Source organism: Pilosibacter fragilis (assembly GCF_032490495.1).
GTDB lineage: Bacteria > Bacillota > Clostridia > Lachnospirales > Lachnospiraceae > Pilosibacter > Pilosibacter fragilis.
Genome location: NZ_JAVYJB010000005.1, coordinates 217,244 through 231,803, shown reverse-complemented (window position 1 = coordinate 231,803; position 14,560 = coordinate 217,244). Strand labels below are relative to the sequence as shown.

12 protein-coding genes and 1 other annotated feature are annotated in these 14,560 nt (G+C 49.6%); of the genes, 6 read left to right on the top strand and 6 right to left on the bottom strand.

Going from position 1 to position 14,560, the window contains the following annotated elements; genetic code table 11:
* Nucleotides 1–21: 21 nt before the first annotated feature.
* Both ABCW45_RS06805 and ABCW45_RS06800 read right to left on the bottom strand, forming a co-directional pair.
* Nucleotides 22–837: a Cof-type HAD-IIB family hydrolase gene (locus ABCW45_RS06805; RefSeq protein WP_243021258.1), complete on the bottom strand. Its 816-nt coding sequence runs from the start codon at nucleotides 835–837 to the stop codon at nucleotides 22–24.
* Between the two features lie 94 nt (nucleotides 838–931).
* A complete protein-coding gene (locus ABCW45_RS06800; RefSeq protein WP_118297281.1) occupies nucleotides 932–2,257 on the bottom strand; it encodes a glycosyltransferase in 1,326 nt (441 codons plus the stop codon).
* Nucleotides 2,258–2,420: 163 nt separating this feature from the next.
* Nucleotides 2,421–2,675, top strand: a binding site (T-box leader).
* A 295-nt stretch (nucleotides 2,676–2,970) separates the two neighbouring features.
* Between ABCW45_RS06800 and ABCW45_RS06795 the strand changes: the two genes are divergently transcribed.
* The 3 genes from ABCW45_RS06795 to ABCW45_RS06785 all read left to right on the top strand — a co-directional run bounded on the left by ABCW45_RS06795 (nucleotide 2,971) and on the right by ABCW45_RS06785 (nucleotide 6,036).
* Entirely contained in the window at nucleotides 2,971–4,050 is a 1,080-nt protein-coding gene (locus ABCW45_RS06795; protein WP_015553025.1) for a TRAP transporter substrate-binding protein, read from the top strand.
* 236 nt (nucleotides 4,051–4,286) lie between these two features.
* A complete protein-coding gene (locus ABCW45_RS06790) occupies nucleotides 4,287–4,775 on the top strand; it encodes a TRAP transporter small permease (RefSeq protein ID WP_117483514.1) in 489 nt (162 codons plus the stop codon).
* Between the two features lies 1 nt (nucleotide 4,776).
* Nucleotides 4,777–6,036, top strand: a complete 1,260-nt coding sequence (locus ABCW45_RS06785) for a TRAP transporter large permease (RefSeq protein WP_015553024.1) — start codon at nucleotides 4,777–4,779, stop codon at nucleotides 6,034–6,036.
* Nucleotides 6,037–6,190: 154 nt separating this feature from the next.
* Here ABCW45_RS06785 and spoVG read toward each other — a convergent pair whose 3' ends face one another.
* The 3 genes from spoVG to ABCW45_RS06770 form a co-directional block, all read right to left on the bottom strand.
* On the bottom strand, nucleotides 6,191–6,466 hold the full coding sequence (gene spoVG / locus ABCW45_RS06780; protein WP_015553023.1) for a septation regulator SpoVG: 276 nt from the start codon (nucleotides 6,464–6,466) through the stop codon (nucleotides 6,191–6,193).
* 128 nt (nucleotides 6,467–6,594) lie between these two features.
* Nucleotides 6,595–7,716 carry a glucose-1-phosphate adenylyltransferase subunit GlgD gene (gene glgD, locus ABCW45_RS06775; RefSeq protein WP_117469024.1) on the bottom strand — a complete coding sequence of 374 codons (1,122 nt, stop codon included), beginning with the start codon at nucleotides 7,714–7,716 and terminating at the stop codon, nucleotides 6,595–6,597.
* Nucleotides 7,713–8,987 carry a glucose-1-phosphate adenylyltransferase gene (locus ABCW45_RS06770; protein ID WP_117503103.1) on the bottom strand — a complete coding sequence of 425 codons (1,275 nt, stop codon included), beginning with the start codon at nucleotides 8,985–8,987 and terminating at the stop codon, nucleotides 7,713–7,715. Before ABCW45_RS06770 ends, glgD begins: the two co-directional genes overlap by 4 nt.
* A 489-nt stretch (nucleotides 8,988–9,476) precedes the next feature.
* Here ABCW45_RS06770 and yfcC point away from each other — a divergent pair, with 489 nt between their 5' ends.
* From yfcC to fucO, 3 genes are all read left to right on the top strand, one after another.
* Nucleotides 9,477–10,988 (top strand): putative basic amino acid antiporter YfcC, encoded by a 1,512-nt coding sequence (yfcC, locus tag ABCW45_RS06765; RefSeq protein ID WP_015553020.1) that lies wholly within the window; start codon nucleotides 9,477–9,479, stop codon nucleotides 10,986–10,988.
* A 231-nt stretch (nucleotides 10,989–11,219) separates the two neighbouring features.
* Nucleotides 11,220–11,801: a TetR/AcrR family transcriptional regulator C-terminal domain-containing protein gene (locus tag ABCW45_RS06760; RefSeq protein WP_343220525.1), complete on the top strand. Its 582-nt coding sequence runs from the start codon at nucleotides 11,220–11,222 to the stop codon at nucleotides 11,799–11,801.
* A 177-nt stretch (nucleotides 11,802–11,978) separates the two neighbouring features.
* Complete coding sequence (fucO, locus tag ABCW45_RS06755; RefSeq protein WP_015553018.1) at nucleotides 11,979–13,127, top strand: lactaldehyde reductase; 1,149 nt, start codon at nucleotides 11,979–11,981, stop codon at nucleotides 13,125–13,127.
* 91 nt (nucleotides 13,128–13,218) lie between these two features.
* On the opposite strand, the gene ABCW45_RS06750 is transcribed toward fucO, so the two are convergent.
* Nucleotides 13,219–14,529: an amidohydrolase gene (locus ABCW45_RS06750; protein WP_117483517.1), complete on the bottom strand. Its 1,311-nt coding sequence runs from the start codon at nucleotides 14,527–14,529 to the stop codon at nucleotides 13,219–13,221.
* Nucleotides 14,530–14,560 lie beyond the last annotated feature (31 nt).

The window sequence follows — 14,560 nt, the reverse complement described above, 5'->3', positions numbered from 1 at the left end:
GTCTCGAAATCTCAATTTTTCTCAGTCCTTAAATATCTCCTTCAGCCTCTTCAGCAGCCCTTCCTCATCATTCTTCCCGATCACCATCGGTGCCCGCCTCCGCACATTCTCCGGCGCATTTCCCATCGCCACGCCAAATCCTGCCGCACGCATCATGGAAAGATCGCTCTCGCCGTCACCGAAGGCCGCTGCCTCTTCCGGGGAGATTCCGAGTTTTCCACAGAGCGTCTTCAAACCTTCCGACTTTTCCACGCCCGCTGCCGTGATCTCCAGATATTCCAGGTTGGAGGCCGCGGACTGAAGATCAGAGAAATCTCTTGCCAGAACCGCCGCCAGCTTTGTCATCACGTCCGGATCTCCCATGAGGAGAAATTTATGAATTCCGCCTTCTGTTTCAAATGTATCTTTAATAGATCCAATTTCAGCCGGAAATCCCACGATTTTCTCTTCCCGCTGCTCTCTCCAATCGTCCCGGTCATCCACGATCCACTTTTCGCCGCCGAAGGTATTACAGGCAACAGCCGGAAAATCCTTATCCAGCATCGCCTTCAGTTCCAGTGCCCGCTTAAGCGGGATCCTCTTACTGTAGATCTCATTTCCGTCATCATCAAGGATCAGCCCACCGCAGAACGCAATGATCGGTGCATGGTTCCCCAGCATTCTCTTAATGACCCGCACGCCTTCCGGTGACCGCGCGGAAGTCAGGATAAACGGGATCCCCTTATTCTCAAGATTCAGGATCATCTCCTTCGTCCCCTCCGTGATCTGTCCGTCCGACGTCAGTAGCGTGCCGTCGATGTCACTGAATACGATTTTGCAAGCTTTTTCTTTTTTCATCTTTATCTCCATATTTTTGATGTTTATCCGTTGTATTTCCACAGCAGTACGACTGCCTGACGCAGTCCGCAGCTTCGCGCGAATGCGCCTTCTCCTATCCCCGCTGCAAAATACTCATCTCGTTCTCCCGCACTTTCCGTGCCAGCAGCGTATACTGTCTGATCTCTTCCTCTGTAAAATTTCCAAACTTCGCCTGATAGTAATCGTTCTCCGCCGCCTCAAGATCCGGGATCACAACTTCTGATGCCGGAAGAAGTTCCAGTCGGATCTTTCGTTCTGTTCCCCGCCTTCTCGGAAGCTCCGTTACCTCAACCATCTTTTTCGCGGACAGCCGCTGAACCGCCACCGCGAGGTCTCCGCGGCTAAGATCCATAAGATCCGCAAGATTCTTTCTGCTCAGTTCATGGCTTGCATCCTTCAGATATAAAAGCAGAGAAAGTTCCTCCATTGTCATATCATGCTTCAATGCCGCCGACTCCAGATATCTCTCCAGAAGTTTCCGGTCCCGGTATTTATCCACAATGATCCCATCATCGGAGATCACCTCCTGCAGCGCACTGCTCCGCTCCTCTCCGAGCTTCCGGTTTCCGGGGATCGATGCCGGAAAAACAAAGCCGTCCTTCGCTGCGTCCACCAGAAAATGGTACACCTGAAGCCGGTTTTTCTCATAATCCTCTTCGTCCAGCACATGTTTATAAAAGTTGTTGTAGTACTCAAACATCATAAGCTTCATCTTCACAGTCTTCGTGATGCTGATCTTCTGGTTCACCAGCGAACCTTTTGTCTTTACATAATAATACACCGGTGTCCTCAGCGCATAGAATGTCTCTGCATAGCGGACATATTCCAGATTGAACATGAAATCCTCACACCAGCTGATCTCCGCATCCATCCGGATCCCGAAGCGGTTTACGAGATCGCGCCGGTACAGCTTATTCCACAGCACTCCATAGTAATAATCCGCCGGATTCTCCATCATAAAGGACGCGAATTCCTCCCGGTCGATCACGCAGTCTGACTCGATGTCCCCTTTTCTGGATACCATATCCCCAACGACGCGGTAAAAATCGGAGATCACCATATCACAGCCATGTTCCTCTGCCGCCCGGACCATAAGCTTTGTCGCATCCGGCGTCAGCCAGTCATCACTGTCCACAAACTGGAGATACATTCCCTTTGCCCTTTCAATTCCCTGATTTCTCGTGTCTGAAACCCCGGAATTTTCTTTGTGGATCACCACCACACGCTCATCCGTCTTCGCATACGCATCACAGATCGAGCCTGACATATCTCTGCTCCCATCATCTACGAGGATCAACTCAAAATCTTTATATTCCTGTCCGAGAATACTGTCCACACAGCGGTTCAGAAATTTTTCCGCATTGTAGACAGGAACAATTATACTGACGGTCGGTTTCATTCTCCTCCTCCATTCTCTATAATAACCTGTTGGAATATCTCCTATGAAATAAATTTACTATACGATCTATCATATCATATTTTTCTCACAATACGCGATTTATTTTTTAAAATTCTCTTGACTTTTGAAAATCTGTGACTATAATAAAGGGCAGTTTTAAATATTCCTTGCGATGATGGGAACGCTCTTAACGAAGGTCTTTCAGAGAGCAGCTGGCTGGTGAAAAGCTGCAGACACCGCGTTACAGACAATCCTCCCGGAGCTAACCACTGAAAGTGTTCCAAGTAGGCTGGTTCGGTTTACACCCGTTAACGTGTTGCCTGTTAATTTTTCATATTTGAAAAACGACGGGATCGAGAGGCTGTTTTTTTGACAGCAATAAGAGTGGTACCGCAGAAGTTTCGCTTCTGTCTCTTAAAAAATAAGAGACAGGAGTTTTTTTTTACCCCGAAAGCGTTGTCAGGCGGATGAACAGACTGCGTGCTCGCACGCAAGGATGTTCAGACATTTGACAACCAAGCCGGCATGAGTAAGCAGAGCGAAAGCCCGGATTACGAATGCCGGCGGAGATTGCGGGAGCACGCAGTGCGGAGCAATCTCCTTTCGCGCACTTTGCCAACACCACCATCAATTCCTTAGTTTCTTATCTGCGAGGGGCAGTTAAGATATATACTTATAATCCATCTATTCTTAAAAGACTTTAGGAGGTCATTATGAAAAAAAGTGCAAAATTATTATCCGCCGTTATGGCAGGCGCTATGGTTCTTTCCATGGCAGGCTGTGGCTCTTCCAGCAATTCCACAGAGACAACTGCTGCTGCCGCTGAGACAACAGCCGCTGCCGCTGATTCTTCCGCTGCTGAGAGCAAGGAAGCGACTTCAAACACAGACGCAACCGTAATAAAGCTTGGTACGACCGTAAACGAGCAGGACAGTTTCCAGGTATGCGCTGAGAAATTCGCCGAGCTCGTAAAAGAGCGCACAAACGGCGCCTACGAGATCGAGATCCATCCGAACGGAGCTCTCGGCGACGAGCGTACCATGCTTGAGAGCATGCAGATGGGTACTCTTGATATGGGTATCATCACAAGCGGTCCGTTCGTAAACTTCTCCAGCGCTATGGGTGTTCTCGATATGCCGTTCCTGTTCGCAAACAACGAGGAAGCTTACAAAGTCCTCGACGGTGAGATCGGTAAAGAGCTCCTTGGAACACTTGAGGATGCTGACTTAAAGGGTCTCGCATACGCAGAGCGTGGTTTCCGTAACATCACAAACAGCAAGAAGCCGATCACAAACGCGGCTGACGTTGCAGGCTTAAAGCTCCGTGTCATGGAGAACGACGTTTACACAGCTACCTTCAAGGCTCTTGATGTAAACGCGGTTCCGATGGCATGGTCCGACGCTTTAACAGCTCTTCAGCAGGGCACCATCGATGGCGAGGAGAACCCGATCAACGTTATCTACTCCTACAAGCTCTGGGAGTCCCAGAAGTATGTAACCCTTGACCGTCATTCCTACTCCACAGCGATCATCACAATGAGCAACGACCTCTTCAAGTCCTTACCGGAAGATGTTCAGAAGATCTTCGAGGAATCCGCACAGGAAGCTGCTGAGTACGAGCGCCAGTGGGTTGCAGATCAGGAAGCTGACCAGCTCCAGGAGATCAAGGATCATGGTATGGAAGTCGTCGAGAACCCGGATGTAGACAGCTTCCGTGCAGCTGTTCAGAGCGTATATGACGCTTACCCGGATTACGCTGATTACATCAAAAGAATCCAGGACGCATTAAAGTAATTTCGCAGCTGTTTGATTTTAAAGTTCGGTGCTAAAATCCGTTAACATTGCCCCGGCAATGGGATTTTTAAAGCAGGTTCTTCGGCTGCCCAGGGAAACCCGGGCAGCCGGAACTGTTACCACTGATGTATTGTATGGAATTTTCAGTTCAGAAAATTCCTACTCGCGTACTGTAAATCAGAACCGCTTTAGCACTTTCCATGTAATTGTTTCGGTTTTCAAAGGAGGAAACACCGTTGGCTTTCGTTAAGGGATTTCACAAACTCAGCGATGTTCTGGACACCATCTGTTCCTACATCATCGTTGTCATGCTCGGCGCCATGGTCGTTATTACCGGCGCACAGATCGTCTGCCGTATGGCATTCACCGCCCTCTCCTGGAGTGAGGAAGCGACCCGTTACCTTTTAGTCTGGTCATCATTTTTAGGCGCAAGCTGTGTATACAAGCACAGCGGCCATATCTCCATCACCTTCGTTCAGGATATGGTTCCGGCCGCATTAAGCAAAGTCTTAAAACTTCTCGTCCATGTGGTCTGCACAGTTCTTTTTGTTGTCGTGATCATCTATGGTATGAAATACTTCGGAAAACAGGGAAACCAGCTGTCTGCAGCGATGCGTCTTCCCATGAAATATATTTACCTCTGCATTCCGGTAGGATGCGGATTCATGCTCGTACACGCGGTTGACGCGGTTCTTGGACTTTTATTTGGAAAGGAGGAGGCATAACATGGCAGCATTATTATTCATTTCCTTTATCGTTCTGCTTCTGATCGGCGTTCCGGTCGCATTCGCGATCGCGGCGGCAGCTCTCCTCGTCCTCTTAAAAGGCGATGTAAAGCTCCTGATCCTCGTGCAGCGTATGTTCGCCAGCACCGACTCTTTCTCCCTGATCGCAGTCCCCTTCTTCATCTTTGCCGGCGACCTTCTCGCAAAGGGAAAAGTTTCCAAGGTGCTCGTTGAGTTCGCCGAGTCCTTACTTGGTATGTTAAAGGGTGGTCTTTCCATCGTATCCGTCCTCGCCGGCATGTTCTTCGCGGCGATCTCCGGTTCCGGTGCCGCTACGACAGCCGCTGTCGGTGCAACACTGATCCCGGAGTTAAAGAAACGCGGATACCGTGAAGATTCCGCCGCTGCTCTGATCGCAGCTGCCGGAACCATCGGTGTCGTTATCCCGCCGTCCGTTCCGATGGTATTATACGCCGTTATCTCTGAGGACAGCGTAAACACTCTTTTCAAAAACGGATTTGTCCCGGGAATTTTAATGGGCGTGATCCTCGTTGCGATCTCCCTCTATCAGGCGCGCAAGTTCAACTACCCGAAGGGAAAAGCGTTCTCTGTCGGAAACGTGCTCCACACCTTCAAGGAAGCGATCTGGGGAATCTTAATGCCGCTGATCATTCTCGGCGGAATCTTCTCCGGTTACTTCACACCGTCTGAGGCGGCTGCCGTAGCGGTTATCTACGCGATCTTCGTCTCCTTCTTTATCTACCGCGACCTTGATTTCAAGGGTCTCGTTGAGATCATGAAGGGAAGTGCAAAGACATCTGCCGTTATCATGATCATCATCGCATGCAGCGGTCCGTTCGGCTGGGTTCTCGCAAACTACAAGATCCCGGAAGCCATCGCAAGCGGAGTATTGGGAATCTCCACAAACAAGTATGTGATCATGTTCCTGATCTCCCTGATCATCCTGCTCGCAGGAGTCTTCATGGAGACCTCCTCCGCGATCATCATTCTTTCCCCGGTGTTCCTGCCGCTTGTCAAGGCCATGGGCATCAGCACCGTACATTTTGGAATCCTCTTCGTAGTTGGTATCGCCATCGGTATGATCACACCGCCGGTTGCCATCAACCTGTTCGTTGCTTCCGGTATTACGGGACTTCCAATCGAGCGGATCTCCAAATCTGTTATCCCGTACCTGATCGGACTGATCATCGTATTCTTCATGATCGTATATGTTCCGCTTCTGATCCCGGGACTTATGTAATCGTATAAGAGATCATAATACGCGAAAAAAGTCCGCCGAATCTTTTCACGATTCGGCGGACTTTCTATTTCCCCATTCACAAGCCGCTCTCTGCGGCTATATCTTTTTGCAGGACCTGCGTCAGGCTGTCACTCCGGACAAGTTTCCCGGAAAACTAAACTGCCTGCGCTTCCTCCAGTGTGGTTGTCTCGTACTTGTCGAGGATCACTCTCTGGATCATGTCCCGTGTTCCGGAATTGATCGGATGGGCGATATCGCGGTATTCGCCATCAGCAGCTTTTCTGCTCGGCATCGCGATAAACAGGCCTTTCTCCCCTTCAATGACCTTGATATCGTGGATCACGAACTCGTTGTCCAGTGTGATGGACACGATCGCCTTCATTTTTCCCTCTTTCTCAATTCTTCTCACACGTACATCTGTTACCTGCATAATAACCTCCCCCATCTGCGCTCCCCGCAGATTTTATGTAATCACCGGCCAGTCAATATTTGAATGCCTGTCTTTCTGCCTTTACCGCACCGTCCGGAATATCCCGTCTCCGAACTGCGGCACCCTTTTTACAGGGTATATCTCTCGTTCTTCTCGATCACGATCTTCACATCGTCCGGCTTTCCGATATACGTCGTATTCGCCCGGATCGTATCACGGCTCTCAACGATGCAGTTCTCGATAACGGTATTATCCCCAATATACACGTCATTTAAGATGATCGAATTCTTGATGATACAGTTGTTTCCGATATAGACCTTCTTAAACAGAACTGAATTCTCTACCGTTCCGTTTAAGATACAGCCGCTGGATACCAAGCTGTTCTTCACAACTGCGCCCGGATTGTATTTTGCCGGCGGAAGGTCATCCACCTTGGAGTAGATATCCGGATACTCTTTGAAGAAGTAATTGCGCACTTCCGGTTTTAAGAAGTCCATATTTGTCTGGTAGTAAGCATCGACAGAAGCGATGTTGCTCCAGTATGTATTTAACTTGTACGCATAGACCCGCTTGAGACCTTTGTAGCGCACCAGAATGTCCTGTACGAAGTCATATCTGTCCTCGTTCGCGCAGCGCTCGATAAGTTCGATAAGCTGACGGCGGCGGACAACATAGATACCGCAGGAGATCGTGTGGGAATCAGCCACCATCGGCTTCTCCTCAAACTCAACGATCCGTCCGTCGGCATTCGTCTTCACCATACCGAAACGTGTCACATCCACATCACCCGGCATGTCCTTGCAGACAACCGTGATATCGGCTTTCTTTTCGATATGATATTCCAGGACCTTATTGTAGTCCAGCTTATAGATACCGTCTCCGGCAGCGATCACTACATATGGTTCGTGGCTTTTCTTTAAAAAGTCCAGATTCTGGTAGAGCGCGTCTGCTGTTCCGCGGTACCAGTCGCTGTGCTCCGCCGTGATCGTCGGAGTAAATACATACATTCCGCCCTGTTTTCTTCCGAAATCCCACCATTTGGAAGAGCTTAAATGTTCATTTAAGGAGCGGGAGTTATACTGTGTCAGTACGGCAACGCTCTGGATATGAGAGTTGCTCATATTGCTTAACGCAAAATCCACGCTTCGGAAACTGCCCGCGATCGGCATCGCCGCGATCGCTCTCTTATTGGAAAGTTCGCGCATCCGCTTGCTGTTTCCGCCTGCTAAAACAATACCGATTGCTCTCATACGATTCCACCTGCCTTTACAATGTAGCCGCCGCTCTCAAGCGCTCCGTCCGGATAATCCTCCGCGGTCGTCACACCTGAAATTGCTGTATTCTTGCCGATCTTTACGTTCTCCGGGATCACAGAGTGTTCGCCGATCGTCACAAGATCAAACTGGTATACTTTCTGGTCATATTTGCTCGGCGCATATTCACCAACACCAAGGTGCGCCCCGGCGCCGACCTTTACGTCCTCGGCCACGATCGCTTTTTCTATCACCGCGCCTTCACCGATCACGCTGTCCTGCATGATGATGGAGTCTTTGACTACAGCGCCTTTCTCGATCGTTACGCCGGATCCGATCACAGAGTTCGTTACCTCTCCGTAGATCTCGGAACCTTCGCCGATGATACACTTTGTGATCTTCGCGTCCGCGGAAATATACTGCGGCGGGATCCGGTCGCTCTTTGTATAGATCTTCCAGTATTCCTCATACAGGTTGAATTCCGGAATAATGTCGATGAGCTCCATATTTGCTTCCCAGTAGGAGCCGAGAGTTCCGACATCTTTCCAGTAACCATTGTACTCATATGCAAAGATCCGTTTGCCCTGCTCGAAGCAATACGGGATCACATGTTTTCCGAAATCACAGCCCGGCTCCTCGGAAAGCTTGATGAGCGCTTCCTTCAGTGCCTTCCAGCTGAAGATATAGATACCCATGGAAGCGAGGTTGCTTCTCGGGTTCGCCGGTTTTTCCTCAAATTCCGTGATCTTATTGTTGTCATCCGTGATCAGGATTCCGAAACGGCTTGCTTCCTCGATCGGCACCGGCATAGCGGCAATCGTGACATCCGCATTATTCGCTTTGTGATATTCCAGCATGACCTCATAATCCATTTTGTAGATGTGGTCGCCGGAAAGGATCAGAACGTATTCCGGATTGTAGGACTCCATGTACTCCAGATTCTGGTAAATTGCGTTCGCGGTTCCTGTATACCAGTCGCTGCCTTTACTTCTCTCGTAAGGGGGCAGGATCGTAACGCCGCCGACGTTGCGGTCTAAGTCCCACGGAATACCGATTCCAATGTGCGCGTTTAAACGTAAGGGCTGGTACTGGGTCAATACTCCCACAGTATCAACACCAGAGTTGATGCAGTTGCTGAGCGGGAAATCAATAATTCTGTACTTTCCGCCGAAGGAGACGGCCGGTTTTGCCACTTTCTGTGTTAATACACCGAGGCGGCTTCCCTGTCCTCCTGCCAACAGCATCGCTATCATCTCTTTTTTTACCATGATATCACCTCTTGCTGCTCTTTTTGTCCCATACATTAGTTTCTTAGATGGTGACTCTATTATAACATACTTTTTAGAAGATGTGAACAAACTTTTCATCCTTTCAATCCCAATTTTGTGTATATTCTGACATTTTTTTCTTTTTGTATGATACGCAATACAATACCTATGTTCCTGATTGGTTACATAAGTACCAAAAATGCTGATTCGAAATTGTATAAACCTATTAATAGTTACTGTTCACGCCTTGCGCAAACAGTAACTGATTTTGCCGATGCTTCGCATTCCGAATCGGCAAAATCCACTGCCACCACTGTATTGTACGGAATTTTCAGTTCAGAAAATTCCTACCCCTGTACAGCAACTATTAATATGTAGGATTAAAGGAAAAGAGTAATGACGTATCACAGAATTTATGTTAATATAGTAGATACACTACCTGTGCGGGGGATTTCACAGGCAGAGAATACAATTATGGGGGGATAAGCCATGGAGAAAAAAAAGGGCTTCCAGATGCCGCACACTTACATCATCATTTTTGGTGTCATTCTGTTCGCGGCTCTGCTCACCGTATTTATCCCGTTGGGTAAATACGACACAAAAGAAATCACGTATATGCAGAACGGCGTGGAAAAAACAAGAACCGTTCTGGATCCGGAAAGCTTCCAGTATATTCTGGATGAAAACGGAAACAAAGTGACCAAAGCAGCTCCGATCTTCGGAACCGAGGACTTTGGCGGTCAGGGAATTTTAAACTATGTATTCGAGGGTATGACCGTCGGCGATAAGAATGGTACCGCTGTCGGAATCATCGCCTTCATTCTGGTCGTTGGCGGTGCCTTCGGTATCGTTCTCCGGACAGGCGCGATAGAAAGCGGCATTATGCGGGTCATCGCTTTGACAAACGGACGCGAGATCCTTCTGATCCCGATCCTCGTAGTCCTGTTCTCCCTCGGAGGCGCAGTCTTCGGTATGGGTGAGGAGGCAATTCCGTTCGTTATGATCCTCGTACCAATGTTTATCGCAATGGGGTATGACGCAGTTGTCGGAATTATGTGCTCCTACGTATCTACACAGATCGGCTTCGGTTCTTCCTGGCAGAATCCGTTCGGACTGGCTGTTGCTCAGGGTGTTGCCGGTATTCCGGTCATGTCCGGTGCATGGTTCCGTATCCCGTTATGGATCTTCTTCACAGGACTTACGATCGTCTTCACGATGCGCTACGCAGTAAAGATCAAGAAAGATCCGCAGCTCTCCGTTGCGTATGAATCTGACGAAGAATACAGAAAAGAATTCGCAAAGAACGGCAAAGAGATGCCGCCGTTCACTCTCGGCCACAAGCTTGTTCTCCTCACGGTCGCTGCCTGCATGGTATGGACGATCTGGGGCGTTGTAAGCGAGGGCTACTATATCCCGGAGATCGCTTCCCAGTTCTTCGTGATGGGTCTTGTTTCCGGTATCATCGGCGTTGTCTTCAAGCTGAATGACATGAAAGTAAATGATATCGCAAAATCCTTCGACCACGGTGCTGCCGATCTTTTAGGCGCTGCAATGTGTGTCGGAATGGCGCAGGGTATTATCATCATCCTCGGTGGCACAAGTGCAACCGACGGTACAGTCTTAAATACGATCCTTCACAGCATCAGCGACGGAATGCAGAATTTCCCGCCGGTGATCTCCGCATGGTTTATGTATATCTTCCAGTCCGTGTTCAACTTCTTCGTTGTATCCGGTTCCGGACAGGCTGCACTTACCATGCCGATCATGGCTCCTCTCGCCGATCTTGTCGGTGTCGAGAGACAGGTTGCTGTTGTTGCGTACCAGCTTGGTGACGCCTTCACAAACTTCATCGTTCCGACCTCCGGCTGTCTCTTAGGCGCGCTGGCCGCAGCAAAGCTCGACTGGGGCAAATGGGCAAAATTCCAGATCAAATTCCAGGCTGTCCTGTTTGCATTCGGATCCATCGCTGTGATCCTTGCCGTTGTGATCGGTCTCTCATAAAAACCGGTCTGCCTTTGGGCTCAGCCATCTGAAGCTCATTCAGGTATAACAAAAACTCCGTATCATCCGCGTGACTCGATCGCGGATAATACGGGGTTTTTTTGAACGCTTCCCGATGATATCTGAAGAGGGAGCTAACCGGAGCAAAAAGACTTTCTCCCTTGGGAAAAATATGATAGAATTTACTGAATACAATAGCACCGGTCGCGATACCGTAGAAAGGAGCTTTTAATGATCGAATCCAGCACGCCTGCCATGAAGGGGGAAAAAACAAAATACCGTCTCGCCGCAGCCATGAAGGAATGCATGAAGACAACTCCGGTCGATGCGATCACTGTCCGCCAGATCACAGAGCGCTGCGGCGTCACCCGCCAGACCTTTTACCGGAATTTTCTTGATAAATATGACCTGATCAACTGGTATTTCGACAAGCTCCTCGCCCGCTCCTTTGAACATATGGGACGCGGGACCACGGTCCTTGACAGCCTGGAGAAAAAATTTACATATATTCAGGAGGAAAAGGCGTTTTTTGCCGCTGCATTCCGCTATGACAGGCAGAATTCCCTGCGGGAGCATGATTTTAAGCTGATCCTCGCCTTTTATGAAAATCTGATCCGGGAAAAAAGCGGCAGACCGGCCACCCCTGAGATCCATTTTCTTCTGGAAATGTACTGTCAGGGCTCGATCACCATGACCGTAAAGTGGGTTCTCGGTGGCATGGACCTAACCCCGTCCCAGTTTGCCGGGCTTCTCGTCCGCGCGATGCCGGCAGCATTGCGGGATCTGTTTCTTGAGCTTCATCTGCTGTCCTGATCTATTGTTATTTTGCACAATTTTTCTATGTCTTTCTTTTGCAATATGTCGATTTTCCTTAAAGTGTTACACTTGACCTTTTCTGTAACTTTCTTTTTGCCCTTCAAATTTGTTAATATAATAACAAAGGCACAGAAAGCTTTTGAGAGCAAGTATTCATGGAAGGAGTTTTTTATCATGGCAAATCGTATTATGTTAAATCAGACATCTTATCACGGAGCAGGCGCGATTCAGGAGATCGCGAACGAGGCGAAAGCCCACGGCTTTAAAAAGGCGTTCGTATGTTCCGACCCGGATCTCGTAAAATTCAAGGTTACCGCCAAAGTAACCGACATTCTGACCGCAAACGGTCTTGACTACGAGCTCTACTCCGATATTAAAGCAAACCCGACGATCCAGAATGTCCAGCACGGTGTTGAAGCATTTAAGGCATCCGGCGCTGACTACCTGATCGCCATCGGCGGCGGCTCCTCCATGGATACCTCCAAAGCGATCGGCATCATCATCGCAAACCCGGAATTTGAGGATGTAAGAAGTCTTGAGGGTGTTGCACCGACGAAAAAACCGTGTGTTCCGATCATCGCCGTTCCGACAACAGCCGGTACTGCTGCCGAGGTTACGATCAACTATGTTATCACCGATATCGAAAGAAAGCGTAAATTTGTATGCGTTGACCCGCATGACATGCCGATCATTGCTGTTGTTGACCCGGATATGATGTCCTCCATGCCAAAGGGACTTACCGCTTCCACCGGTATGGATGCCCTGACCCATGCCATCGAAGGCTACACAACAAAAGCTGCCTGGGAAATGACCGATATGTTCCATCTGAAAGCCATCGAGATCATCTCAAAATCCCTGCGCGGTGCTGTGGCAAACACAAAGGAAGGCCGCGAGGGAATGGCTCTCGGTCAGTACATTGCCGGTATGGGCTTCTCCAACGTTGGTCTTGGCATCGCCCACTCCATGGCACACACACTCGGTGCTGTCTATGATACCCCGCACGGTGTTGCCTGCGCAATGATGCTTCCGATCGTTATGGAATATAATCAGGAATGCACCGGCGAAAAATATCGTGAGATCGCGCGTGCAATGGGCGTTGCAAATGTTGATTCCATGTCTCAGGACGAATACCGGAAGGCTGCTGTTGACGCTGTCAAGAAGCTTTCCGCGGATGTCGGAATTCCGTCTGTCCTTGAGGCGATCAAAGAGGAAGACCTTCCGTTCCTTGCAGAGTCCGCACATGCAGATGCCTGCGCGCCGGGCAACCCGAAGGATGCCAGCGTAGAGGACCTGAAAGACCTGTTCCGCAAGATCATGGCATAAAAGTGCCTTCTCGCATTTATGAAAAGAGCTCCGGCAAATTGGCCGGAGCTCTTTTTATCTGTCGCTTTTTATCGCATGCCCTTCTCACCCATTAGTGCATAATGTCATAAACCACACCGCAGAAGATCTTCACCGCATTCGGAAGAACCTGCTCGTCGATATCGAAGATACGGCTGTGACCCGGGCCGGCTTCGTGGGTGAGGACGCGCATGAAGGTCGCCTGTCCGCCCTGTTCCTGGACGCGGTTCATCATATAGGAGACATCCTCGCTGCCGCCGTTTTTGCTGCTCATTTCCTTCGCAACCGGCAAATGGAGATCTTCCTCGCAGACTCTCTTCACCCGCTCCATCAGCGCCTCACTGCTCGCCAGGGAGTTTGCCGCGCCCATAAGCTTCATCTCACAGGTGCATCCGTGCATTTTTGCCGCGCTCTCGATAATGTTCACTGCGTAATTTTTCATGTACTCGTTGATCTCGGTGGTCTCACCGCGGACCTCGATCTCCATCTTCGCCTCGTCCGCGATAACATTCCGTCCGCTTCCGGCGACAACGGTTCCCACATTTACTCTGGACACACCGCCGGAGTGACGCGGGATCGCATAAAGGTTTAAGATCGCCGTTCCGACTGCCAGCATGACATTCCGTCCAACCTCCGGTGATCCGCCCGCATGGGCAGATTTTCCGTGGAAGATCACATCATATTTTGTCGTTGCGAGAGAACCATAGCTTCCCGGAATTACCACTGCCGGATCGTCCTCTTTCTTATTTGTCACATGAGAGCCGATCAGGTAATCCACACCGTCAAGGTGTCCGTTATCAACGATGGATTTCGCGCCGCGGACGCCCTCTTCCGCCGGCTGGAAGATCAGCTTTACTGTTCCGTGAAGCTGGTCCTTTATAGACATCAGAACTTTCGCCACACCGAGACCGATGGTGGCATGTCCATCATGTCCGCAGGCATGCATGAAGCCTTCATTTACGGAGTTAAATCCCTCCTTCGCCGGTCTGTGGCTCGGATCATGTTCCTCGAATACGCCGAGGGCATCGATATCAAACCGCATGGCAACCGTCGGGCCCTCGCCGCAGCGCAGGATTCCGATCACACCGGTCATTCCTCCCTTTGTGTACTTAACAAACTCCGGATCCGCTCCCTGGGCAACGGCACGCTCATACTGTTCCTCTAACTTTTCCTCAGACGGAACGCCCATTCTGGAATCCTTTTTGCAGACCTGATCTCCGACAAGCACTTCATATCCGAGCTCTGTCAGTTTCCGCGCAATAATGGACGATGTCCTCATCTCAAACCAGCCCGGCTCCGCGTACTTATGAAAGTCACGTCTCTGCGCTGTAAGGTCACCTGCCATCTCATCGCTCATGGTCTTGATCCGATCGTAAATATTCATTCGTTTGCCCTCCCGTGTGCTATTTTATTAT

Coding starts and splice junctions, on each gene's coding strand:
- ABCW45_RS06805 (WP_243021258.1), bottom strand. CDS start 837: ATGAAAAAAGAAAAAGCTTGCAAAATCGTATTCAGTGACATCGACGGC.
- ABCW45_RS06800 (WP_118297281.1), bottom strand. CDS start 2,257: ATGAAACCGACCGTCAGTATAATTGTTCCTGTCTACAATGCGGAAAAA.
- ABCW45_RS06795 (WP_015553025.1), top strand. CDS start 2,971: ATGAAAAAAAGTGCAAAATTATTATCCGCCGTTATGGCAGGCGCTATG.
- ABCW45_RS06785 (WP_015553024.1), top strand. CDS start 4,777: ATGGCAGCATTATTATTCATTTCCTTTATCGTTCTGCTTCTGATCGGC.
- spoVG (WP_015553023.1), bottom strand. CDS start 6,466: ATGCAGGTAACAGATGTACGTGTGAGAAGAATTGAGAAAGAGGGAAAA.
- glgD (WP_117469024.1), bottom strand. CDS start 7,716: ATGAGAGCAATCGGTATTGTTTTAGCAGGCGGAAACAGCAAGCGGATG.
- ABCW45_RS06770 (WP_117503103.1), bottom strand. CDS start 8,987: ATGGTAAAAAAAGAGATGATAGCGATGCTGTTGGCAGGAGGACAGGGA.
- yfcC (WP_015553020.1), top strand. CDS start 9,477: ATGGAGAAAAAAAAGGGCTTCCAGATGCCGCACACTTACATCATCATT.
- ABCW45_RS06760 (WP_343220525.1), top strand. CDS start 11,220: ATGATCGAATCCAGCACGCCTGCCATGAAGGGGGAAAAAACAAAATAC.
- fucO (WP_015553018.1), top strand. CDS start 11,979: ATGGCAAATCGTATTATGTTAAATCAGACATCTTATCACGGAGCAGGC.
- ABCW45_RS06750 (WP_117483517.1), bottom strand. CDS start 14,529: ATGAATATTTACGATCGGATCAAGACCATGAGCGATGAGATGGCAGGT.